Source organism: Pedobacter sp. GSP4, assembly GCF_051857575.1.
Classification (GTDB): Bacteria; Bacteroidota; Bacteroidia; order Sphingobacteriales; family Sphingobacteriaceae; genus Pedobacter.
Window position 1 is genome coordinate 134,058 of the sequence record NZ_JBPZIR010000004.1, and the last position, 21,365, is coordinate 155,422.

26 protein-coding genes are annotated in these 21,365 nt (G+C 38.6%); 17 read left to right on the forward strand and 9 right to left on the reverse strand.

All coding sequences use genetic code 11. The features are described 5' to 3' along the window. Positions 1 to 26: 26 nt before the first annotated feature. The 5 genes from ACS5PU_RS11440 to xth are packed head-to-tail and all read left to right on the forward strand — an operon-like array spanning position 27 to position 2,371. The gene (locus tag ACS5PU_RS11440) at positions 27 to 218 is read left to right on the forward strand and encodes a DUF3606 domain-containing protein (RefSeq protein WP_056095135.1); all 192 of its coding nucleotides are present in this window, start codon (positions 27 to 29) and stop codon (positions 216 to 218) included. Continuing rightward, the gene (locus tag ACS5PU_RS11445) at positions 205 to 513 is read left to right on the forward strand and encodes a hypothetical protein (RefSeq protein WP_056095133.1); all 309 of its coding nucleotides are present in this window, start codon (positions 205 to 207) and stop codon (positions 511 to 513) included. The genes ACS5PU_RS11440 and ACS5PU_RS11445 overlap by 14 nt, the downstream gene beginning before the upstream one ends. A gap of 13 nt (positions 514 to 526) precedes the next feature. Then, entirely contained in the window at positions 527 to 820 is a 294-nt protein-coding gene (locus ACS5PU_RS11450) for a DUF3606 domain-containing protein (RefSeq protein ID WP_056095131.1), read from the forward strand. Positions 821 to 824: 4 nt separating this feature from the next. Continuing rightward, complete coding sequence (locus tag ACS5PU_RS11455) at positions 825 to 1,598, forward strand: DNA-formamidopyrimidine glycosylase family protein (RefSeq protein ID WP_056095127.1); 774 nt, start codon at positions 825 to 827, stop codon at positions 1,596 to 1,598. Continuing rightward, on the forward strand, positions 1,595 to 2,371 hold the full coding sequence (gene xth, locus ACS5PU_RS11460; protein ID WP_056095123.1) for an exodeoxyribonuclease III: 777 nt from the start codon (positions 1,595 to 1,597) through the stop codon (positions 2,369 to 2,371). Before ACS5PU_RS11455 ends, xth begins: the two co-directional genes overlap by 4 nt. 17 nt (positions 2,372 to 2,388) lie before the next feature. Here xth and ACS5PU_RS11465 read toward each other — a convergent pair whose 3' ends face one another. The 3 genes from ACS5PU_RS11465 to ACS5PU_RS11475 all read right to left on the reverse strand — a co-directional run bounded on the left by ACS5PU_RS11465 (position 2,389) and on the right by ACS5PU_RS11475 (position 4,900). Then, positions 2,389 to 3,477 (reverse strand): sensor histidine kinase, encoded by a 1,089-nt coding sequence (locus ACS5PU_RS11465; RefSeq protein ID WP_056095120.1) that lies wholly within the window; start codon positions 3,475 to 3,477, stop codon positions 2,389 to 2,391. 253 nt (positions 3,478 to 3,730) lie between these two features. Continuing rightward, positions 3,731 to 4,468 carry a LytR/AlgR family response regulator transcription factor gene (locus ACS5PU_RS11470; RefSeq protein ID WP_056095117.1) on the reverse strand — a complete coding sequence of 246 codons (738 nt, stop codon included), beginning with the start codon at positions 4,466 to 4,468 and terminating at the stop codon, positions 3,731 to 3,733. Positions 4,469 to 4,525: 57 nt separating this feature from the next. Further along, a complete protein-coding gene (locus ACS5PU_RS11475) occupies positions 4,526 to 4,900 on the reverse strand; it encodes a helix-turn-helix domain-containing protein (RefSeq protein WP_115404615.1) in 375 nt (124 codons plus the stop codon). Between the two features lie 643 nt (positions 4,901 to 5,543). Between ACS5PU_RS11475 and ACS5PU_RS11480 the strand changes: the two genes are divergently transcribed. The 3 genes from ACS5PU_RS11480 to ACS5PU_RS11490 are packed head-to-tail and all read left to right on the forward strand — an operon-like array spanning position 5,544 to position 10,915. Then, positions 5,544 to 6,290, forward strand: a complete 747-nt coding sequence (locus tag ACS5PU_RS11480) for a TlpA family protein disulfide reductase (protein ID WP_056095111.1) — start codon at positions 5,544 to 5,546, stop codon at positions 6,288 to 6,290. A gap of 1 nt (position 6,291) precedes the next feature. Further along, complete coding sequence (locus ACS5PU_RS11485; RefSeq protein WP_082489584.1) at positions 6,292 to 9,522, forward strand: SusC/RagA family TonB-linked outer membrane protein; 3,231 nt, start codon at positions 6,292 to 6,294, stop codon at positions 9,520 to 9,522. Positions 9,523 to 9,526: 4 nt separating this feature from the next. Continuing rightward, on the forward strand, positions 9,527 to 10,915 hold the full coding sequence (locus ACS5PU_RS11490; RefSeq protein ID WP_115404613.1) for a RagB/SusD family nutrient uptake outer membrane protein: 1,389 nt from the start codon (positions 9,527 to 9,529) through the stop codon (positions 10,913 to 10,915). 44 nt (positions 10,916 to 10,959) lie between these two features. Here ACS5PU_RS11490 and ACS5PU_RS11495 read toward each other — a convergent pair whose 3' ends face one another. The 5 genes from ACS5PU_RS11495 to ACS5PU_RS11515 form a co-directional block, all read right to left on the reverse strand. Then, on the reverse strand, positions 10,960 to 11,337 hold the full coding sequence (locus ACS5PU_RS11495; protein WP_056095103.1) for a hypothetical protein: 378 nt from the start codon (positions 11,335 to 11,337) through the stop codon (positions 10,960 to 10,962). Positions 11,338 to 11,439: 102 nt separating this feature from the next. Beyond that, positions 11,440 to 11,916 (reverse strand): MauE/DoxX family redox-associated membrane protein, encoded by a 477-nt coding sequence (locus ACS5PU_RS11500; protein ID WP_056095101.1) that lies wholly within the window; start codon positions 11,914 to 11,916, stop codon positions 11,440 to 11,442. 158 nt (positions 11,917 to 12,074) lie between these two features. Further along, positions 12,075 to 12,641, reverse strand: a complete 567-nt coding sequence (locus ACS5PU_RS11505; protein WP_056095098.1) for a Crp/Fnr family transcriptional regulator — start codon at positions 12,639 to 12,641, stop codon at positions 12,075 to 12,077. A gap of 33 nt (positions 12,642 to 12,674) precedes the next feature. Further along, complete coding sequence (locus ACS5PU_RS11510; RefSeq protein ID WP_056095096.1) at positions 12,675 to 13,142, reverse strand: hypothetical protein; 468 nt, start codon at positions 13,140 to 13,142, stop codon at positions 12,675 to 12,677. A gap of 109 nt (positions 13,143 to 13,251) precedes the next feature. Next, on the reverse strand, positions 13,252 to 14,391 hold the full coding sequence (locus tag ACS5PU_RS11515) for a hypothetical protein (protein WP_056095094.1): 1,140 nt from the start codon (positions 14,389 to 14,391) through the stop codon (positions 13,252 to 13,254). Between the two features lie 295 nt (positions 14,392 to 14,686). On the opposite strand from ACS5PU_RS11515, the gene ACS5PU_RS11520 reads away from it, so the two are divergent. Next, positions 14,687 to 15,529 carry an RteC domain-containing protein gene (locus ACS5PU_RS11520; RefSeq protein WP_056095091.1) on the forward strand — a complete coding sequence of 281 codons (843 nt, stop codon included), beginning with the start codon at positions 14,687 to 14,689 and terminating at the stop codon, positions 15,527 to 15,529. A 567-nt stretch (positions 15,530 to 16,096) separates the two neighbouring features. Next, positions 16,097 to 17,068: a toprim domain-containing protein gene (locus ACS5PU_RS11525; RefSeq protein WP_082489583.1), complete on the forward strand. Its 972-nt coding sequence runs from the start codon at positions 16,097 to 16,099 to the stop codon at positions 17,066 to 17,068. Between the two features lie 129 nt (positions 17,069 to 17,197). Here the strand turns inward: ACS5PU_RS11525 and ACS5PU_RS11530 are convergent, their stop codons facing one another. Beyond that, complete coding sequence (locus tag ACS5PU_RS11530) at positions 17,198 to 17,404, reverse strand: DUF6965 family protein (RefSeq protein ID WP_056095085.1); 207 nt, start codon at positions 17,402 to 17,404, stop codon at positions 17,198 to 17,200. A gap of 258 nt (positions 17,405 to 17,662) precedes the next feature. Here ACS5PU_RS11530 and ACS5PU_RS11535 point away from each other — a divergent pair, with 258 nt between their 5' ends. Genes ACS5PU_RS11535 through ACS5PU_RS11565 form a run of 7 tightly spaced genes read left to right on the forward strand, consistent with a single transcriptional unit; the run spans position 17,663 to position 21,270 of the window. After that, a complete protein-coding gene (locus ACS5PU_RS11535; protein ID WP_056095082.1) occupies positions 17,663 to 18,070 on the forward strand; it encodes a plasmid mobilization protein in 408 nt (135 codons plus the stop codon). Between the two features lie 3 nt (positions 18,071 to 18,073). Further along, on the forward strand, positions 18,074 to 19,264 hold the full coding sequence (locus ACS5PU_RS11540; protein ID WP_056095080.1) for a relaxase/mobilization nuclease domain-containing protein: 1,191 nt from the start codon (positions 18,074 to 18,076) through the stop codon (positions 19,262 to 19,264). 12 nt (positions 19,265 to 19,276) lie between these two features. Continuing rightward, complete coding sequence (locus ACS5PU_RS11545; RefSeq protein WP_115404612.1) at positions 19,277 to 19,912, forward strand: ParA family protein; 636 nt, start codon at positions 19,277 to 19,279, stop codon at positions 19,910 to 19,912. After that, positions 19,909 to 20,289 carry a hypothetical protein gene (locus tag ACS5PU_RS11550; protein ID WP_056095077.1) on the forward strand — a complete coding sequence of 127 codons (381 nt, stop codon included), beginning with the start codon at positions 19,909 to 19,911 and terminating at the stop codon, positions 20,287 to 20,289. The genes ACS5PU_RS11545 and ACS5PU_RS11550 overlap by 4 nt, the downstream gene beginning before the upstream one ends. Further along, positions 20,276 to 20,608: a hypothetical protein gene (locus ACS5PU_RS11555; RefSeq protein ID WP_147273667.1), complete on the forward strand. Its 333-nt coding sequence runs from the start codon at positions 20,276 to 20,278 to the stop codon at positions 20,606 to 20,608. Before ACS5PU_RS11550 ends, ACS5PU_RS11555 begins: the two co-directional genes overlap by 14 nt. A 5-nt stretch (positions 20,609 to 20,613) precedes the next feature. Further along, positions 20,614 to 20,925, forward strand: a complete 312-nt coding sequence (locus ACS5PU_RS11560) for a DUF4134 family protein (protein WP_056095073.1) — start codon at positions 20,614 to 20,616, stop codon at positions 20,923 to 20,925. Positions 20,926 to 20,958: 33 nt separating this feature from the next. After that, the gene (locus ACS5PU_RS11565) at positions 20,959 to 21,270 is read left to right on the forward strand and encodes a DUF4134 domain-containing protein (RefSeq protein WP_056095071.1); all 312 of its coding nucleotides are present in this window, start codon (positions 20,959 to 20,961) and stop codon (positions 21,268 to 21,270) included. The last annotated feature ends 95 nt before the right edge of the window (positions 21,271 to 21,365 follow it).

Consider the following 21,365-nt stretch of genomic DNA (forward strand, 5'->3'; position numbering starts at 1 on the left):
TCAGTTATATCATAAAAACTAATATTATGAGCGATAACAAACAGAAACAGGATGGCAGAGAAGATTCAAAAGTTGATCTGAACGATGCAAGCGAAGTTGCTTATGCAGCAAAACAGGCTGGGGTAACTTCTGCTCAATACAAGGAACTGGCTAAAGCGTCGGGAAGTTCTTCCAGGGCGAAAATTGCCGAATATATTAAGTCAAATGCCAAGGCGTAAGTCGGTAGATGTCTCACTTGATGGGCTTGCCGGAAAACTTGGAGCAGTGATTTTTAGTGAATCTCCGGGTTTTCTCTGTGTGCTCCCTCAGGATATCCATGAATCGATACTTGGAAGAGGGAATTCTGTTGCTGAAGCTGTAAACAACTGGGATGAAAAACTCAAGGCTCATCTCCGCAACAGTACCACCGGGGATCCTGTAGTGGATTATGTTCAAAAAATTCTGAGCAGTACAACGCCTGATCATGTTCAGTCCTTTTATGATCAATTTTACCCGGTTAGAAAAAAACAGTAATCTAAATATAGTTATGGATAATCAGCAAAACAGTCAGCCAAAGTTTGGAAATGAAGTGGAAAAGGACATCAATTCCCAACAATTCGTCACTTCTGATGATTGCCTCGACAGACATGAAACTGAAAGCGATCTTGATTCCCTGGAACCACAGGAGTTTGGGACAAATGACGGCGAGCTAAATGTAGATGATCCTAGGGAACTCCGCTATTGGGCTGAACAGTTTCAGATTAGTACGGGTGAGCTAAAATCCGCAGCACTGTTGCGGGGAAATTCTATCCTCGAAATAAAAAAATACATATCCGCTTAAATCTATGGCAGAATTACCAGATTTAACCGTATTTGCTCAGATACTAACCCGAAAGTTCAAAGGGCAGATTTTGGAAACGCTGGAAATTACGGAATCCAAAAAAATTAATGTCTCGGCCAAGGAAATGAAAAAAGCTTTGGAAGGAAGAGAACTTTTGGATGTCCGGCGTTCCGGAAAGACGCTTCAACTTATTTTTTCGGGTTGCCAGGTTCTTGGTCTTCACTTAATGCTCAGGGGAGAACTGATCTCTATTGATCAGGATGAGCCGCCACGCTTCCAGATTTTAGGGTTTCATTTTGAAGGGGGCGATGCATTTGCATTGATCGATCTTCAAAAGCAAGCAACGCCCACATTGAATCCTGAACCTATCGACGTCCCGGATGCGCTGGAAATGGAGGAGGAATATTTTTTTGATTTGCTGGCTAAAAAGAGAACATCGATAAAAACTTTGCTCATGGATCAGCATCTTGTTCGCGGTATTGGCAATTCCTATTCGGATGAGATACTTTATCATGCCGGGATTTCTCCCTTTTCAGTCGCCAAAGCTATCCCGGATAAAGCGGCAAAGAGATTATACAAAAGCATAAAATCTGTGTTAGCTGAGGCGATTTTAAAAATCGCAGAAGCAAACGGTGACGAACTCAAAGGTGAGCTGCGCGATTTTATGATGGTACATGGTGCCGAATTAAAAAAGACACCAAAGGGCGAGGAGATTTTGTCTGAGAAAATCGGTGGGCGCAAAGCTTACTTTACGCAATCTCAGGAACTTTTTGAATGATTCTATCAACCTACAACATTAACGGGGTCAATGGAAGGATCGAAATTTTGCTTAAATGGTTGAAAGAGCGGTCACCGGACGTTGTATGTCTGCAGGAAATAAAATGTCAGGACAAAGATTTTCCGGCGAAGAAATTAAAGGAAGCAGGTTATTTCGCCATCTGGCAAGGTCAGAAAAGCTGGAACGGTGTTGCAATCTTATCTAAGACGGAAATCAAAGAAACGAAACGCGGACTTCCTGGCGATCCTGCCGACGACCATAGCAGATACATCGAAGCATTTATTGGTGGACTGATCATAGGCTGCATTTATCTTCCAAACGGAAATCCGGCACCAGGTCCAAAATTTGAATATAAACTTAAATGGCTCAAAAGGCTTACCGCCCATTCGAAAAAGCTGCTTTCGTTTGGCATCCCAACAATTTTGATCGGTGACTATAATGTTATACCGACTGACCTTGACCTTTATAATCCCGATAGATTTAGGGATAATGCGCTTTTCTTTCCCGAATCCAAAAAAGCATACAAGAAGCTTTTGGCTCTGGGCTGGACAGATGCAATAAGAACCCTGTATCCCGATGAAATTATATATACCTTTTATGATTATCTTCGGAATGCATTTGGAAGGAATGCCGGTTTGAGATTGGACCATTTCCTGCTGTCTCCGGATTTGTCAGACAAGCTGATTGACGGTGGAGTCGACAAACATGTGCGGGGCTGGCAGGGAGCCAGTGACCATTGCCCTGTTTGGATCGAAATTCAACCAACAAAATAATACATTATATCAATGACTTACAGAGCTGGATAAATTTTTAAAATTAAATTGACATCAAAATAGTTACTATCCCTTTTTCCGTAAGACAATGAAAATTTATCGCCATAAGCCAAACCTAATCGCTTTTCAATATTCTCCATTCCTTTATTGAAGCCTGAATGGTGGATCCTGGTGTTGATCAAATTAGAAGTACTTATTGACAATTCGTTTTTACTCAATTTAATATCTAATAATCCAGGTTGGTTTGGCTTTTGTAAATTTCCATGCTTAAGCATGTTTTCTAACAATGTGATTACGACCAATGGTATAAAGCGAAAATTTTTAACCTCTTCAGGAAAAGAAAGATTGATATACTGTTCTTTGTCTTTCCTTATTTTATTAAGGGATATGAGGTTATCAATCTGATGCAGTTCCTCCTCCAGCTTGGGAAATTCTTCGGGGGATTCCTTCGTCTCAAGACTAAACCGCATCAATTCAGCCAGATTAAGAACTGCTTCTCCGGCGTCCTCGTTAAATTTTCGAACGCTATCATACAAAAAGCTCAATGTGTTGAATAACAGATGTGGATTGATTTGGGCTCGCAAATATTCATACTTCGCAACATGCAATTCATTTTGCATCTCTTTATTTTTCAAATCGTTTAAATATTCCATTCTTTCTGAATGTTCTCTTTTTAAACGTTCCTCTTTGAAACGCAAAAATAAAAAGTAAAAGCAGGAAAGAACGATAAAAAACAAACCTCTCCAGAGCGATTGAAAAAAACTTTTATGGTTAGTAATAATTGTTGGGATGTTAAATCCTTTATGGGTTCCTTCCAGTACGTAATTAAGATAAGACCTGAAAAAAATATATAAGCCGATTTGAATTATCATGAAGATAATTACCCTTGTCCAGGGTTTAGGCTTCGTAAAACTCTTCTTAAGCACAAAATGCGCATTCGTATAAAATAGAATAATATTAAGAATATAATGGAGGGCATAATTAAAAGCTTTTCCAAAAAAGCCCATTGAAAGTCCGATTAGTCCGATCTCTAATGTTATGAATATTGCCCATCCAATTAGGTGCAAGCGCTGCACTTTTCCCCATTCGAAAATTTTCTTAGTCATGCTATAATTGCTCTTGGTGTAACCTCATTTTATCGCGGTGTAAAAACTTTTTTTACGCTAAATAATGGCTCTAGTTTCAAAATAAAAACATGAAACAGAACCCTAAAAAACTGGTCAAAAAAACAGTATTTGTTTTTAGATCGCAGCAAACAATTCGAAAGTCCGAAACTGATCCGACTACTTCCAGTATCATCATTATTTCCAATGAAACGTTGATTAGCCATCGTTGAATGTTGGTTCAACATTTGAATCCTTAAGACTTCCGGCCGGATCTTAATGTTTTATTTTCAGAAAATTCAATAAAACCTTGCTTGTAGTTGTTGCCCATCGGAATGATGTGTGCTCCAAGCTTTAATGTGTTCCCAGCTATTTTTTCAACCCTTTCTTCATTTACGAAGTAACTGCGGTGGACTCTGTAGAACAATGTGCCCCAAAACTCCTTTTCAACTTCCTTCATTGTCAAATAGACTGTATAATCTTCATCTTCAGTGACAATTTTCATGTAGTTTTTCAAGCTTTCGAAAAATAATATTTTGGATTTCCTTATCTTCAATTTCTGTCCCCTTTCGCCGATGCTGACATAGAAATATTTTTTTTGGGCAATCCGTATCCCTTCAATTCTTTTTCTTTCTGCATCTAAAATGTCCCAAACGGTTTTAATGAATTTCGGTTTTGAGATCGGCTTAACCAGATACCGAGATGCATTTACTTCGAAAGCTTCTATGGCATATTTTGTAAATGCAGTGGTAAATACAATAAATCGAGCTCGATTGACTAATTTTTTTGCGAGCTCAATGCCGGTAATTTCTGGCATGTCTATATCCAAAAAAATAAAGTCTATTTTGTCTCTGATACTGATTCCTGATAGTGCAATAAGAGGATCAAAAAAAGTCTTGACTAATTTTAGGTTGGGATTCGTCTCAATGTAATCTGAGAGAATCGAGATTGAATGTTTTTCATCGTCGATTACGACGCAACGAAGTTGTTCCATATGTCAAAGTTTAGGGTAATCTCAAAAATGATCCCTCAATTACTTTGCATATCCAAATTAACTTTTTTCTTTTGGTTCGATTTTAATCACCTCAGTGGTTTTCTTTTGAGACAAAGAACCATCTTTGTTAATTTTGTTTGTTCTCCTTAAAGTTACTATGACCATGTCATATTTTGGCTGCTCCAAGGGGAGGATATCTTGTATAGTGCAATTGAGAGCGCTTGCTAACAAGTTTATATGTCTAATGCTATATTTGGCACGTTCTGTAAAAGTTTCTACTTTTGAAATAAACCCATCAGCTAATTTCATCTTCTGAGTTAACTGAAGTTGAGTCATTTTACTGGCAATTCTCAAGGCCTTAACTCTTTCAATCAACATAAAATCTAATTGAGAGATTTCAACAAAAATTAACTCGTCTTCAGGTGCTACCATTTACATGTGCAAGTGACTGATTTTGATGATTTAAGTCAACTCCACTTGTGGATTTGGTTAATATTTTGTATCTTAGCTTTAATAAAATTAACGATATAGAAAAACGATAGAATATAACTTCCATTAATTTGGATTGAGTAATTACTGAAAGAACTTGTGGTGAAAAGTAGGACGTTCGAACACGAGAGGTAGGTAAAACTCAATTCCTATGCTATCTTTGTATAGCATACGGATTTGGGTCGCCTGCTTTATTTGAGTTCGGCCGCTGCGAGGCGGTGGTGGTCCTACACCTTCACTTCAAATAAAGCGTAAAGGCGGCCCTTTTCCGTTTGACTTTCGGTTAACACAGATTAGCCATGAAAGCATTTGAAATCATCATTTCTTCAAATTTCAGCAGAACATGCTATTTTCTGGCCTACTTTTTAGGTCCTCAAATCTCTGTTTTTTATACTCTCGGATGGACATTTATCATCCTAATTAGCCTGGTTATCTGTTCTCCTGAATAAGATGCCAGGCTAAGGCAGGTCAACCCTACGGTTAATGATAGAAAATAGGTTCTTTAATAATGCGCCTGCCTTAGTTCTCTTCAATATTTGAGATTCCTCATTTAATTTTCCGATCAACTAACTTAAACCAACAAACAATGAAAAAAACGATATTCTCTATCGCTAGGGCACTGCCATGCCTTTTTTTTGGAATCGACCTTATAAAGAAACCCAAGAGATGTGTTCCACCTTCTTATGGGAATTTAAGCTTAAGCTGTTTTCAATTGGATGGCCAGACAACAAGGAATGTTGCTAAATTGGCTAATAGAGAGATAAATCTAGAAAGACTACTTAGAAAGAAAATCATTCGGTTAACTACGGTTTTATTTTTCTTCTCAACTACTCTATTCGCACAGGCAAAGGCAACGAGCCGCCAACTCGCAATCAACGATAAAGTACCTAATCTTACCCTTTCGCAAATCCTAAATTTTAACCAAAAAAGCGCTGAATTTTCGAGCTTTAGAAATAAAGCACTCGTCCTCGATTTTTGGGCGACATACTGCTCGCCGTGCATAGCCGAATTTCCGAAAATGGATGCTATGCAAAAAAAATATGGTAAAAATATCCAGTTTTTACTGATGAATACTTATGCAAGTGATACTGTAGAAGTTCTAGAAAAATTTTTGGCAGCGCAAAAGGCAAAAATTAAAGATTTCGCATTACCCATAATTCTCAATAGCGCTGAAATAAAGAACGTTTTTCCAGTCAATACAATGCCGCACTATATCTGGATTGGTGCCGATGGACGTATTAAAGCGATTACGCGCGCGGATCAACTTACAGAAGAAAACGTCTCGCGGCTTATCGCAGGCTTAAGTCTTAACCTTAAAACTAAAAAAGATTAATATGATGGCAAATCATTTCAACACTAGAAAAATGAAGTGGAATTTTCTACTGTTTTGTATGGCTCTGATAATCATTATCCTCTCTGCAATAACAGCTTTTGCTCAGGAAGCAAATGTGTTAAAAGGGAAGGTTACTGACTTTGATGGAAATGTAATCCCGGCCAGCGTTCGCTCCAGAAAGAATATGACAATAGTTGATGAGGCTGGAAATTTTACTTTAGGAAAAGTAAACCCTGGAGATACAATTCGTATTACTGCAACTGGATATAAAACAATTTTCAGGATTTATTCAATAAATGAAAAATTCATTTCAGTTAAAATGACCGATGATTCCCAGCAGTTAGAGGAGGTCACCGTTCAGACAGGTTACCAAACATTGAAACCCAATGAAGTTAATGGAACAATATCCTCTATTAGTGAGAAAGCTCTAGGAGAACGTACAGGGTCGAATATTTTAGAAAGGATAATTGGTCAAAGTAGCGGATTAATGCTCCAGGTAGGAAAGAGTAATAACAATCCGCAAAATAAGACCAACATTTCTATACGTGGTCTTGGAACAATCAATGGTCCGTTAGATCCGCTAATCGTGTTAGATGGTTTTATATATGAGGGAGATATATCTAACATTAATCCCAATGATGTAGAAAATGTATCTGTATTAAAAGATGCAGCAGCTGCATCGATTTGGGGTGCAAGGGCTGGTAATGGCGTAATTGTGATTACAACCAAGAGAGGCAGACAAAACCAACCTATGCAAATTGCCTTTGGTGCAAATGTATTGGTACAGGATTTACCAAGATTTAATTCTATCAGGCAGATGAATAGTAGCGATTATATCGCTTTTGAAAAACAACTTTTCGAATCGGGCTACTTTAATGATCGGATATCTACCACACCATGGTTGGCATTAACCCCTGTTGTAGAAGTTCTTCTAGCAAGAAGAAACGGGCAGATCTCTCAGTCAACGGCTGATGCTAGAATAAATTTATTAGCGGGAAATAATACACAACAATCCTATCTGGACAATTTCTACACTCGTGGGATTCTCCAACAGTATAGTTTAAATCTTAAAGGGGGGAGTGAGCGGAATACCTATTTACTTTCTGCAGCATACGATCAGAATAGAGGGGAAGTTTACAATACCTCAGGTAAATTAAACCTGCATTTTGCCAATGATTTTAAGGTGCTTGAAAAATTAAATCTAAGTACTAATGTTTATTATACAAATTTTACTGGAAAGACCGGCCGTCCTGCGAATGGTTATCTGAGCGCTGGGGGAAGGTATCCGCCATACCTGGATTTTGCACAGGCTGGAGGACTTGCTACAGAATTTCGGTCAGCATATACTGATACACTGGCAAAAGGTAGACTTTTAGACTGGAAATTTTATCCCACAGAAGATTATAAACATGACTATACCGATTCCCGTTCTCAGGACTTATTTGCTAACGTCGGATTTAGGTATCAAATCGTCAAAGGGTTAAACCTGCAGGTAAATTACCAATATCAACGGCAGAGCTCAGATATTGAACGAACATCCGATGAACAAAGTTATGCGGCCAGAAATCTGATCAATTCGTTTAGTCAGGTAAATGCCTCTACGGGAATAGTTACTTATCCGGTTCCAAGAGGAGGGATACTGAATTCTTCTTCTTCGGTAGTCAACTCACAAACAGGAAGAGCGCAATTCAACTACAACAACGTTTTTGGCTTGCATAGCATCAATGCAATTTTCGGTGCTGAGGCAAGGAGTGCGAATACTTCTTCTCGTGGAAGCAGAAGATTAGGCTATCAATCCGACCCACTATATTTTACTCCAGTTGACGAGGTAGGGCTTTACCGCCAATACTTAACTGGATTTAGCAGCCAGATCGGAAGTGTCAATACTTTAACTCAGACTGCATACCGTTTTATAAGCATGTATGCCAATTTCGCATATTCCTTCAAAGGACGTTACCTGTTGTCAGGAAGCATACGACGTGACGGATCAAATATTTTTGGCGCTGATATAAATGATAAATGGAAGCCCTTATGGTCGTCAGGTATTGGATGGAAGATTTCAGATGAATCCTTTTATAATTTAAGATGGCTGCCCGTTCTGCGGTTAACCACTACATTTGGCTACAGTGGTAATGTAGACCTAACGAAAACTGCGTCCCCAATTGCCACTTATGGCACGAATGCTTTGACGGGATTTCCAATCACGAGGATAAATGCAATAAATAACCCCGATTTGAAATGGGAACAGCTTTCGCAGGTTGATATGAAACTGGATTTTGAACTTCCCAAGCAAATTCTGACCGGATCATTTTCTTATTACGTCAAAACAGGAACGGATTTGTATGGTATAACGGGCTATGACTATACCAGTTGGGGTGCACGTGATGTAATCACAAAGAATGTTGCTAATATGAGGGGAGAGGGTATTGATCTCGATCTTCACAGCAAAAATCTTAAAACTGGCAATTTTAGTTGGGGAACTGACCTGTATTTTAGTTATAACACCAGTAAAACCACAAAATATAAAAGCAGAGACAATTCATCAGCTTTTTACAATTTACTTACCGCAGGGAATGCTATTACTCCAATCGAAGGCTATCCACTATATGCGGTTGCAGCTTATAAATGGGGAGGGCTGGACAGCAAGGGGAATCCACAGGGATATTTGAATGGTAAACTCAGTACTGATTACGAGTCTATCGCAGATGAATCTTTTAATACGGGGAATAATGTCACCTTTCTGGGTTCTGCCAGTCCGACGTATTTCGGTTCTTTGATCAATACTTTGTCATTTAGGGGTTTCAGTTTGTCGGTTAATATCAATTACAAATTAGGTTATAAGGTCAGAAAACCGGCACTGGCATATTCAACGCTAATAGAAACTGGGCAGGGAAATTATGAATATGAGTCTCGCTGGCAGAAGCCTGGTGATGAAAACGTAACTAATGTTCCCTCGTTCATCTACCCTGCACCAAGTGTTCGGGATGCATTTTACAGTAAATCTGAAATTAATGTGATGTCGGGAGACCACATTCGCCTTGATTATATTCGATTTGGTTACACATTAAATACAGTTCAGTGGAAATTTCCATTTCGGAATCTTGAAGTATACGCAGGTTTACAAAATGTCGGATTACTCTGGAAAGCGAATCATTTCGGTTATGATCCGGATTATTCAAACATATTACCTCCTTCCCGCCAGTTATCATTTGGTATAAAGGGGGCATTCTAAAACCATGATAGAAATAGTAATTATGAAGAAAAATAATATTGCAATAAGTATTGTACTTTGTACTGCAATGCTACTTACCTTGAGTTGTAAAAAGTACCTTGAGGTTAAATCAAATGCCAAATTGGTAATTCCACATACTTTATCTGACGTACAAGGACTTTTGGACGATGCCAATCTTATGAACCTGAGGTTAACTCCGTCATTTGGCGAAGCATCAAGTGATGATTTTTTCCTGACAGTCAACAGTTACAATGCGCTAAGTGTAAGGGCTCAAGAAGCTTATACCTGGAAGCCTACTCCTTATCGACATGCCAATGATTGGAGTCTGGCGTATACGTCTGTTTTTAATAGTAATCTTTGCCTGGAGTTATTAGAAAGCATAGACAGAACGCCAGCGAACAGTTCTCAATGGGACAATGCCAAGGGAAGCGCCTTATTCTACAGGTCCTTTTATTTTTTGATGTTGACCAATCAACATGGACTTGCCTTTGATGAAAAAAATTCTGGCAATGATTTAGGTATTGCACTTAGAACATCATCTAACTTTAATGTCCCCTCGGTACGTTCTTCGGTAAGCGATTGTTACCAAAAAATAATTGAAGATGCAACTTTAGCATTAACCTTACTGCCCGACTACCCTCAGCATGTGATGCGACCCTCAAAAGGAGCCGCAGCAGCGCTGTTGTCAAGATGTTTTCTGTACCGTCATGAATATGAAACGTCATTGAAATATACACTGGAAGCACTCAAATTCAACAGCAAGCTAATGGATTACAATGGCGATAGTGATCTCCTGGCGCTAAGTAGCACAGTACCAATCAAAAAGTTTAATAAGGAGACGATTTGGTATGCAGAACTTTCCAGTAATTTTGGAGTCAATAATACTACAAATTCTAGAGTCGATACTGCCTTGTATGCCAGTTATAACATTAACGATTTAAGAAGAACTGCATTTTTCCGGGCTTCTGCGCCATACCAGCAGTTCAAGGGGAATTACACCGCAAGTGGAACGATTTACTTTTCAGGCCTTGCAACAGATGAACTTTATCTTAACAGCGCCGAATGTAAAGCCTGGCTCAATGACCTGTCTGGGGCTATGGAAACATTGAATATTTTATTAAAGTCCCGTTGGAGAAATACAGTGCCCTTTTCGCCTGTAACTGCAACCGATAAGTCTGATGCTATTAGAAAAATCCGTGAAGAAAGAAGGAAGGAGTTGTTGATGAGAGGTCTTCGTTTTGCTGACCTTAAAAGGTACAACAAAGAAGGAGCAAATATAATTCTAAGACGGGTTCTCGGAAGTCAAGTCTTCACCCTTGCGCCAGATTCACGATATTATGCTTTGCCGTTGCCCACTGATATTATTGAATCTTCAGGCATGCCACAAAACTAAACTATAAGGGGGAGTTCATTTCCCCCTCATATTTTACCCTTAGGTTATTGGGCAGTTTTGTTTTCGATGTCCATGTCTCCATCATCACTGGATACTACATAAGCACGTGTTGATGTGTGGGGACTTGCGATTAAGTTAAGTGAAGGGTCTAGCGTAGGGGTGCCACTTGTATTCACAAAGCTTGCATCTACTCGTATAAGACAGGCTTCTTGTTGAATTTCATCACAGCCCGCTGCGTTAGGACTATAAGTCCAGTTAGATTCTTTTTCAACCTCAGTTCGGGACTTATCGCTACCGGTATACTGAAACGTATATTGTACCCTTTTGCTATCTGCCTTGAATGCAGAACCACCAAATACTAATACTAATCCTAAAGCGGCGGCCATTAGGCCTTTGCTTACATTTTTTATTGCTGTATACATAATTTAAGGATGCTTTTTACTTCGAAAAAACAAGCGAAAAAGTTAGTTTAAGATTTGGGCACCATGCCCTGTTGAATGCATTAAATTTTGGAATTATATTTTTCACTCTTTGCCGCTTAACCTCCTTTCCTTTTTGGTAACTCTAATAAGACAACCCATATTTATAAAAAACAAAAGCATGTTGAAGTAGAGATGGCTTTTCCAGCTCATCTTAGAAATGAAGCCACCGCAGCTGCATGGGGCATTAGGAAAAACATGGGTTAGGATCAATGTGATATATATGGTAAATCCCAATATCAGGGACAAGGAAAGCCACAGTCCCCATTTGTGTTTATTAAAAATCAGCAGCGTAGCAGCGGTCAGCTCAAGAACCGGGACCAGATATGTCAGTACGCGTTGTATTTCTTCAGAAAAGGGTTGATCCTTCATCTGGAGCTGATAAAGTTTTAGATCTGCGAGCTTTGCAAAAACTGCATAACACCATAGCAATGTCAGCAGGAATATTCCAACGGTATTTAGATTTGATACCAAGCTTTTATAGCTTATATGCGTCCGTTTATGTGAATAAATATTTTCCATGTTTTGTTTATTAAAAACCCATCTGATTGTGGATTAAAGTTCGAAACAACAGAAATAATATTAACTACCCGAATTCGGCAATTTTTACTCTTTTTGCACCCCTTGGGAAAAGAAATAATCGTACACCTATTTGTGTAATAATGCGATTCCCTACCGTGTCATCTGCGGTATTTCCTTTTTATTTTGAAGAGGTATTTTGATTCAATTGCGAGAAGGGAAGCCAGAATCTTATGAATGGGAAGATTAATTAATTCTGGATACCTGTCTTGAAAATAGAGAAATCTTGTTTCCGCATGTCTGATCCTCAGCATTTGTTCTCTTTGCGTAATTTCACGGTAATGTTCCTCATAGATTTCCAGAAGAATCATTAGAAATTGGGGATTTGCTTTGGCAAGTTCACTCCATTGGGATAGACTTATTGAATAGCCGGAACTGTCTTTTAAAAAATTTACGTACTCATTTGTGTGAGTGAAGGAAAAAAACGACGTAGTCGGAAAAATAAACCCACTCTGTAATATCCAGGAAGTATTTTCCTGCCCCTCGAAAATAAAATACCCTCTTGCAAGGCCCTCTTCGATAAAATACAGTTCTGGGTATGAATGATCTGGTGTGCTAATAAGTAAGCCCTTGTTGAAAGTTTTCTGAACAGAGATTTCCGCCAGTTGGCTTACAAAAGGTTCGCTTGCATTTTGAAGACTTTGCAGTTTTTCGATGAGTCGTTTCATTTAAATATGATTTAGGGTAAACTTTAAGGTGTGTCATATATGTTCTTGCCTATCAGGAATTTTATTGTTGCCGAATAGAAGTTCCAACTGTATGTTTAAATGCCAGGCTGTATAGGATAGATTCAAGAGGTACGCATCAGGGAATAATTTCAGAAGGTTCGAATAATGCTTTTCGCTAAACGCTATCAAATAAGAATCCTCTAAAAACTCTACATAAAGTTCAAATCTCGACCTTGGCATAACGTTTGGGAAATGATAAAGGAATTCCTCAGCATTGTAGGTTCGGATAACAATTTCTTCGTCATTATCCTTATCGATTGCCATTAGCCGTAATGACCCGCTTTCAATCAAGGGATAAAAATTATAATCTTCTCTAGTCAAGAACACTGTCTGGCCAGCCTTGTATGCAGTTTTTTTTGCTATGGTTGAGATGTATGCTTTGAGTCCAGGCGAGAGTGAGTGAAATGCGTTTAGTTTCTGTGAATAGTTTTCTACGTCCATATCTTTTTAGGGATAAAGAACGGCTATTTGAAAACTTTGTCAAGTTGCAGAAATTTTATGGTCTTGCAACCCCTCATCAAATTGCAAGATTCGCAGTATTCTCACAATTTCAATATCTTTCCTGAGCTAATGCTAGCATTTCACTGAGCTTTGCGATCACTTTCTTAATATCTTCACTAGCATGATTATAGTGGGCATTTCTAGCACTTTTTTCAGATATTGAATCGCGTTCCACCGTGCTAAAGTGCCTTGCAATATACTGGTGCGCGAATTTTGCCCTTTGCCATATTATTATCCCGGTCTCCATCTGAAGATGGACAAAAAAGGCCAGCTGTTTAACGGAAAAGGAAACTTTATAGTTGGCGTTCATGATTCCCGCTTCCTCAACTTCATGATTCACGAATTCCATAGCCCGGAGTAAAAGGAGTTCTTCTCGAAGGAATTTTTTTATAGTGCGCTGAATATCGGGTTTCCTTGTAAACTGGAGCATTTGGGTTTCTCTGTATAACACTCTTATCTCTTTCCGATAGGAACAGACTGCAGAAATTTTTTCCCCTAAAGTTGTCTTATGCTCAATCTCTTTTGAAATATGCCATTTGGCATAAAAAAATAAGTCAGGATGATTTATTCCAAGCCCCATGAAAATTTTTATAATGCTAAACTCATCAATCAAATCAAGCAACATAAGATCTTGATGGATTTTATCGCAGGATTCTTTCCAAAAATTAAGATCTTTAAAACTGACTATCTGACTTATATCCAAAACCGATCTTGTGACCTGCATCAGTTTAGGATCCAATTTCTTCTTTTCAAATTCTCCAACGATTAAGTTCAAATCATTCTCAATTTCGGAAATTTCTGACTCAATCATTTTTATAGGTATCCTGCCTTTATAATTGAATATTTCCGGAAAGATTTGTTTCATCCAGATTAGTAATTCTTCCATTATGTCCAGCAGTGCTTTCAGAGTGCTTATGATAATCGTGTGGTCCGGATCTTTTTCCCTTTGCGTTTTTTCTCTACTGGTCTTATCCATTAAAAGGGTTAAGTTCTGTTGGTGAAAATTTAAATATGCTTTTGACTTTTTATGATTATTTAGTTCAACGGCCATATCCCTGAAGGCTCTGGTCAGTCTGGAATGTTCTCGTTCAAGATTTTTTTTTGACTCCACTGCAAAATTTTTTGCAAAACTTTTTTTCGTTTGCAGGCTTGTGAGATGTTCCTCAAAAAAAATAAATTGGTAATTCATAGCTGATTTTTAGCACAATTTATGACTGAATTTACCTGTCAAAAAGATTTTTACACCGAGGCCTTGGGTGGTTACACGAATAGTTTGATTAGGCTGACAAACATATTCTCAAAAGTAAAAACCGACGTATATTGTCTTTAGAATTTATCTGCAAATAATGAATTCAAAGGGGGTTGATCAATTATGCAACTGATAGTTAACTTGATTCTATGCCTGCAATAATTCAATTTGCAGCAACGCAGGCTGAATTTTAGCTGCCTAAAATAAACCTATTTTTCATCTAAATCCTTTGTGTATGTTAATCCCCCAATCTGAACAGCTGTACCTGGAAATGACCTCTAAGCTTCATGCTGGAAAAAATGAACTTATAAGTGATCTGCTTAGGTTATCCTCCTCCCTTGAAATGATAGAAAGCGGCACAATCCGTTTAAATTCCCTAGCAAACCGATTAGGTTTTTCCTCGGAAGCAGAAGAGATATTTTTCTTTAAACAGATCAAGCCCAAGTTTTACAGTTGGAAAATTTTTATTGTAGAACAGTTCAATATTGTCTCGAATATTCCAGTAGATACAGACGAGGCAATCCGAAATTATTACATAAGGGAAATAGATTTCTTAAGAAGATATTTCGAACAAAATCAATTTCTTTACCAATATTATCTCAATGACCAGAGCGCACTAGATGAAGAATACTTTTTAAGGCGTAATAGGCAGAACATACTTCCCGCAGTGAATTTTAGTGAATTCGAGACAAAGGGAGATTATACCTTTGCTAAATTCCGTGCGTATGAACATTTGCGGGAGTTTTTATTGACACGCATCAGACTTTTATACAGCGACCCAGAATCCTCAATATTTCAATTGTTGTCAAAAAACTCAAACCTGAGATGGACAGACGATAAAGTGAAGCTTGTAGAACTTGCCTATGGCATATATTTTATGGGGTCATTGAATAATGGAAAAGCAGATATTTCTCAGGTCGTTGATATTCTTGAAAAGAGCTTAAATGTAGATCTGGGTGTCGCTTATCGCAAGTTCATTGATATCTCTAGAAGGAAAAGCAAGGGATATACTGTTTATTTAGACAGTATGAGAAATGCCATAAACGATCACATTGCCAGAAAACTTAAGTTTAATTGATAATCAACCAAATTGCCAATTTCACTTTGTATAATTTTTCTCATATCGCAGGATATCCTCAAAATAATCCAGATTAAAAAAATTACACACCTAAATAAAAGTGTTATAGTTTTTGTAAATAAAATGCTAGTGATTTAATGAAATTCTCTTCTGTTTAATAAAAATGGATCAGTAATCAACTAAACTGATGAATGTAAAATTTATAACAAATCTGATCTCCAATAAATAACTTTCAGATCAAGGCAAAAATAGCCTTATAAAAATCGTTCACACTATTTTCATAGTGTCAATAACACGTCTTGCACATACTGAATTTTGAGCCAACAAAAGAGTTGGTCTTTGACATTCAGGAATGAAACATTACCCTTTAAATTGAAGGGAATTTTGCGAAGCTTTGAGATGACGTCAAAAAGGTGAAAGCGCATTGGCAGACGATAAGTCCGGTTTGTAGAAATCGACGCGAGTAGTTCCGAAATTACAATATATAGAGGCCCTTCTTTTTGGGTTCTATTTTATAGGGGCGATAAGCCCCTTTTTTGTTTCTGAAAATTCTAAAACTAAATCGGTATGTCAGCTTTTTTAAACGTTAATGAGATCAAGGAGAAAGTGTCGCTCCTCGATCTTTTGAAGAACTTGGGGTTTAGTCCCCAGAAAGTATCGGGGGGAGAGTATTTTTTTCTAAGTATGTTGCGTGAAGAATATACGGCCTCACTTTGTGTAAATGATAATCTGGGGGTCTGGTTTGACCATGGCGGTGCAGGAGTATCGGGAATAAAAAGCGGAAGCATAATCGATTTTGGCCTTGCATATTGGTATCCCTCAAGCTTTCCTGAGGTTCTTAAAAAAATCGTAGAGTATGCAAAAATAAACCTTGAGAGAACCGCGGATGTGCCTGTTGATAATTCCCGAAGGCCCTTGCCCTTCAAAGTTCCAAGATATGAAGTAGAAGTAGTAAATGAATCAATCGGCAACGATGTCATCAGCTCATATCTTAAAGGCAGGGGAGTGCAAAGCGTTGCAGGTGGTTATTTATATGAACTTTATTATTCGGTCATGGACAGCAGCAATAAGCGCAGGAATTACTTTGCTTCTGCATGGCCAAATGAGAATGGTGGCTGGGAGGTACGCAACAAATATTTTAAGGGTTGCCTGGGGCACAAGGGAATGAGTTTTTTGCAGGGGGCTGTTGACAGGCTAGGTGTCTTTGAAGGTTACTTTGATTTTCTGAGCTGGAAAGTCGAACATCCACAGGATCCTGCATCCATATTGGTGTTAAATTCCCTTTCGTTTCTACAGGCTGCCAAGGGTAGGTCAAACCAGTTTGGTTCTATTGAACTTTATTTTGACCATGATAAAGCAGGAAAATCTGCTGCGCAGGAATTTATCCGAGATGTACATGGAAGTATAGACTGTTCGTTCAAATATGCAGGGTTTAAGGATTATAATGAAAAGCTTGTGGCTGATCTAAGGCAAATTGAAAAATCTATTGTTAAGCCTATGCCTTTTAGTGTAGAGAATGGTTTTGGTATAACACGTTGATATATGAATATATAACTATGTAAATATTGAGCTATATAGATATAATTATCTATATATGCTTAAATATCAATATGTCTCTATCGGTATATGTGGATATTCTTATATAGAAATATGTGGATATATGTTTAGCTAGTTAAACTCAATGATAAGTTTCATCATTTTTAGTCTTACTAATAGTGGCTTATTGATTTTACTTTCCGGATTAGCTCTAAGTGGCCCGAAATGGCTCTCTAGAAATAAATCAAAGTCAGTTACTTTTGTTGCCTCATTTAAAAACACCGGCATTTCCGGTCTCCGGCAATTCTTGAAAAACTCTTCTAATTCCTGCAGCTCCATCTGGCAAAGATAGCTTTAGGCTTTCTGTTTTGCCGGAATACTTTTTAACAAAATCCTAATAAACCAAGCTTAAGTTTTTTGGTTTTTATCCTTTCGTTATAGTTGGTGTATTTTGGTTTTTTAGCCTGCAAGTTGTGTTTTTGTTGCTCAAAAACCCTATAACTTGCCCGCTTTTTTTCGCCTTGGGGGCGTAGCGGGATGGAAAAAACGTCGCAACTAGTTTTTTCTTCTTCGGAGGATGTCCCTTAATTGTTGAATATGACCAAGAAAAAGAATGGGAGGCCTTTAAAATTAGATGGTAAAAGAACCAGGTTCATTAAGGCCAGATTTACCGAGGAAGAATATGCTTTACTCCGAAACCTTTGGCTTTCCCTTGGATTGAAAGAAAGTGATTTCTTGCGGCAAAGGCTTTTAATCTCCTCTGCGGTTTCAAATAAAATCAATGCTGTCGAAGTTTTAAAACACCTGAACCAGATCGGTGCAGAGATCGGTAGGTCAGGAAACAACATTAACCAGCTTGCCCGGCATGCGAACTTTTTAAATAAACGAGGAATGCTCTCTGCTGAAATTGTACTTCAGTTCAACACGATTTTTACTGATTACATTTCAATATTTAGAGGAATGGAGAGAGCAACCAGGGAATTACTCAGATTATTAAAGGCTTAGTTTATGATTGTGAAAATTCTTTGGAAATCAAAGACTTTTAGGGCAGTTAGGTACAATACCAATAAAGTTGAAAAAAATAAGGGAGAACTGGTAAAGGTATCCGGTTTTGGGGCGCTGCAAGGGCTATCTGAGATCAGGCCTGGAGATTATATAAACTACCTCTCATCCCTAGCGAGCAGAAACCGCAGGGTTGTATATCCGCAATTTCATGCAATGATATCTTCAAAGGGCAGAAGCTTGGACAAGGGGGAACTAGTTACACTGGCCGAAGGCTGGCTAGAGGGCATGGGTTATGGAAATCAGCCGTATCTTCTCATTTTCCACAAGGACACGCAGAATAATCACATCCATATGGTATCTTCAAGAATAGACCTGGAAGGGAAAAAGATTTCCGACAGCTTTGAGAAGATCAGGGCTTATAAGGTACTGAATAAACTTATCGGTAATGATGAGAAACATGCTGCTGAAAAAGCTTTGACGAGGGCACTTCAATACAGCTTCTCCAATAAGGCGCAGTTTATGATGTTGCTTGAAAGACAGGGATATGCATTAAAAGTTCTGGAGGATACGCTTGATCTGTCAAAGTATGGTGAAAAAGTAGGCAGTATAAACTTAACCAGAATAGAACAAAAAATTGCCCGGTTTTCACCTGATCAGAAAAGAAAGGAACAGTTAAAACAGATTTTTGCAAAGTATAGGCCAATTACCGATTCCAGAATTCAAGCGATCAGGGAAGATCTTCCAGGTGGCGAGAAAGGAAAAGTAATATTCTATAACTCTGAGTTAAGCGAAAAATTATCTTCTTCATTCGGCCTTCAGTTTGTATTTCATTTTAAAGGTGACAAGCCGCCATATGGCTATACCATTTTAGACCATTCCACCAAGGAAGTTTTTAAAGGTGGCGATATTATGTCCATAACTAAATTTATGGAGACTTTACGCCAAACCGAAGAAGTAAAAACGTCAATACCCATTTCGGAGGGTATTTATGAAAATCAGTTTTCTCCAAAGGAAGAGATGCTCCTTGAAAATCCATCAGAGTCAATATTTCCTGCTGACGAGGTTGAAATGCATGATTGTATATCCATTGGCGAATTCTCTTTGGATATAGATATCTCTGATGATATTGATGATGAGCAGATCCTCGGACGGAATAGGCGCAGGCAAAAAAAAGCAAGAACCAATACACGTTAAATTTTTATGCTTATGGTTATATTAATTGGAAATCAGAAAGGGGGAGCAGGTAAAAGTACACTCTGCCTGTTACTGGCCTATTTCCTCTCAATGCTTAAAAAAAAGAAGGTTACCGTTCTGGATATGGACTACCAGGCTTCGATTTCAGGCAAGTTTGAAAAGGCAAAAATTCTTGAGAACGATCCCCTCTACGAGGTTATTCCCTCTGATCTTAAGTACTTCCCGGCTCTGCTGGAACTGCTTAACCAAAATAGGGATGAGTTTGTGCTCATTGATCTTCCGGGTAAAATGGACGATGATCTATTGATTCCCATTATCAGTTCCGCGGAACTCATTATCTGCCCGTTTAATTATGATGAATTTTCTGTAGACAGTACAGTGCTCTTTTCGCTTGTATGTCGGGAGATCAATAATTTATCACCCATGGTGTATGTGCCAAATAGGATTAAAACAACCGTAAAGTATGAAACCAGGGAAGAGGTAGACAAGGTACTATCCAGATTTGGAAAGATTTCTCCCGGTATTTCTGACCGCATCGATTTTCAGCGGGTAGGAACCATCCATGTCCCGGCCTCTTTAATTCAAGTTTTTATGCCGGCAATGGACTTTATCTATGGCAGCTTTATGAAGAGAGGTATATCATCATGAGCGAAATCAAGTCCCTTGCCGATCAATTGAAATCAAGGATCCAAGAGGAAAAGGGATTGCCGGAAAAATCCCAGGCCAGTCATGGGGCTGAAAAGATTGGTGTAAAAAAAACTGAATCCAAAGAAACGGTCGTGAATACCAAGCGGCTAGCTAGCTTTCTCTCATCCCTGCGGGACTTTAATATGGATGGGCAGGAGAAAATCCTTATCCGCATTGATAAGCGCACAATGAATAAGCTTAGGCAACTAAAGATTACTTCGAATATTGATATGACCAGGGTAATCGTTTTTTCCCTCCACCAGTTTTTAAAAGGCCATCCCTGGTTAAACGAATATATTTCTCAAACTTTAAAAAATATGACCCATGAGCTGGACTAATTTCTTGACCATAATCTTTATTGTATATATGGTTTATTATTTACTGAACTTATTTTTTGATCTTTTTCTATCTCAAAGAGTTGGTGTGAATGAAACTCCGGAAGACGAGCTTTTCTTTGCACAAACATTTACCCCTGAGCTGATTACCCTGGAAGAGAAAGCTGAGGAGGCTGTGCCTACGGATTCAGAAAAAAAGGAGAAACCAGCCCCTTATTTGCCAACAGGTCCAATTAGCTCAAGTGGAGGCATTGGACTAAAACAGCTTTTTTCCCTTGCGAAAGACAACCTCATCGAACATACGCGGGCAATACCTTACTAAACTCCATGAGGTTTTCTTTATTCTTTTTAAGGGCAGCGTCAGCTTCTTTTTTTTTGCTCTCTACTTTTTCCGCTAATGCTCAACCAGGAATCTCAGAGTTTTATTCCGCCTCGGCAGAGGTGAAAGGCTGGTATTTTTCGCTCTCGGATCTGGTACTGGTTATTGGCGCAATCGCAGGAATCCTAGGTGGACTTAGGGTTTATGCCAATTGGCAGATGGGCAAGCACCACATTGATGCGCAGGTTATGGGATGGTTCTTTTCATGCCTCTTTTTATCTCTCATCGGTGTATTCCTCCGCGGTCTTTTCGGACTGTAAATACAATTTTATTCAATTTAAATCAATTTTTTTATGACAAGAAAAAGCAAAAGACTTTTGTCATTGGCCGCGCTATTGGGTTTAGTGCAGGCAGTTTCCGCCCAGACTGGGGGAGGAACAACAGGAATCAATGCGGCGACTTCCTCGCTGACCTCTTATGTAGATCCGGTTTCTACACTCACCCTTGCGATTGGTGCCGTGGTAGGTATTATCGGCGGGGTACGTGTCTACATCAAATGGAATTCCGGAGATCAGGACATCAACAAAGAAATTATGGGCTGGGGAGGTTCCTGCCTTTTTCTGGTTCTGGTATCGGTAGTGATCAAGGCTTTCTTTGGCGTATAGCATGAGGATGTATCCAGTTTACAAGGGGCTTCAAAAGCCCCTTGTTTATCGCGGTTTCAAAGGGAAGTTTATTGCTTATGGAATTTCTTCCTTAG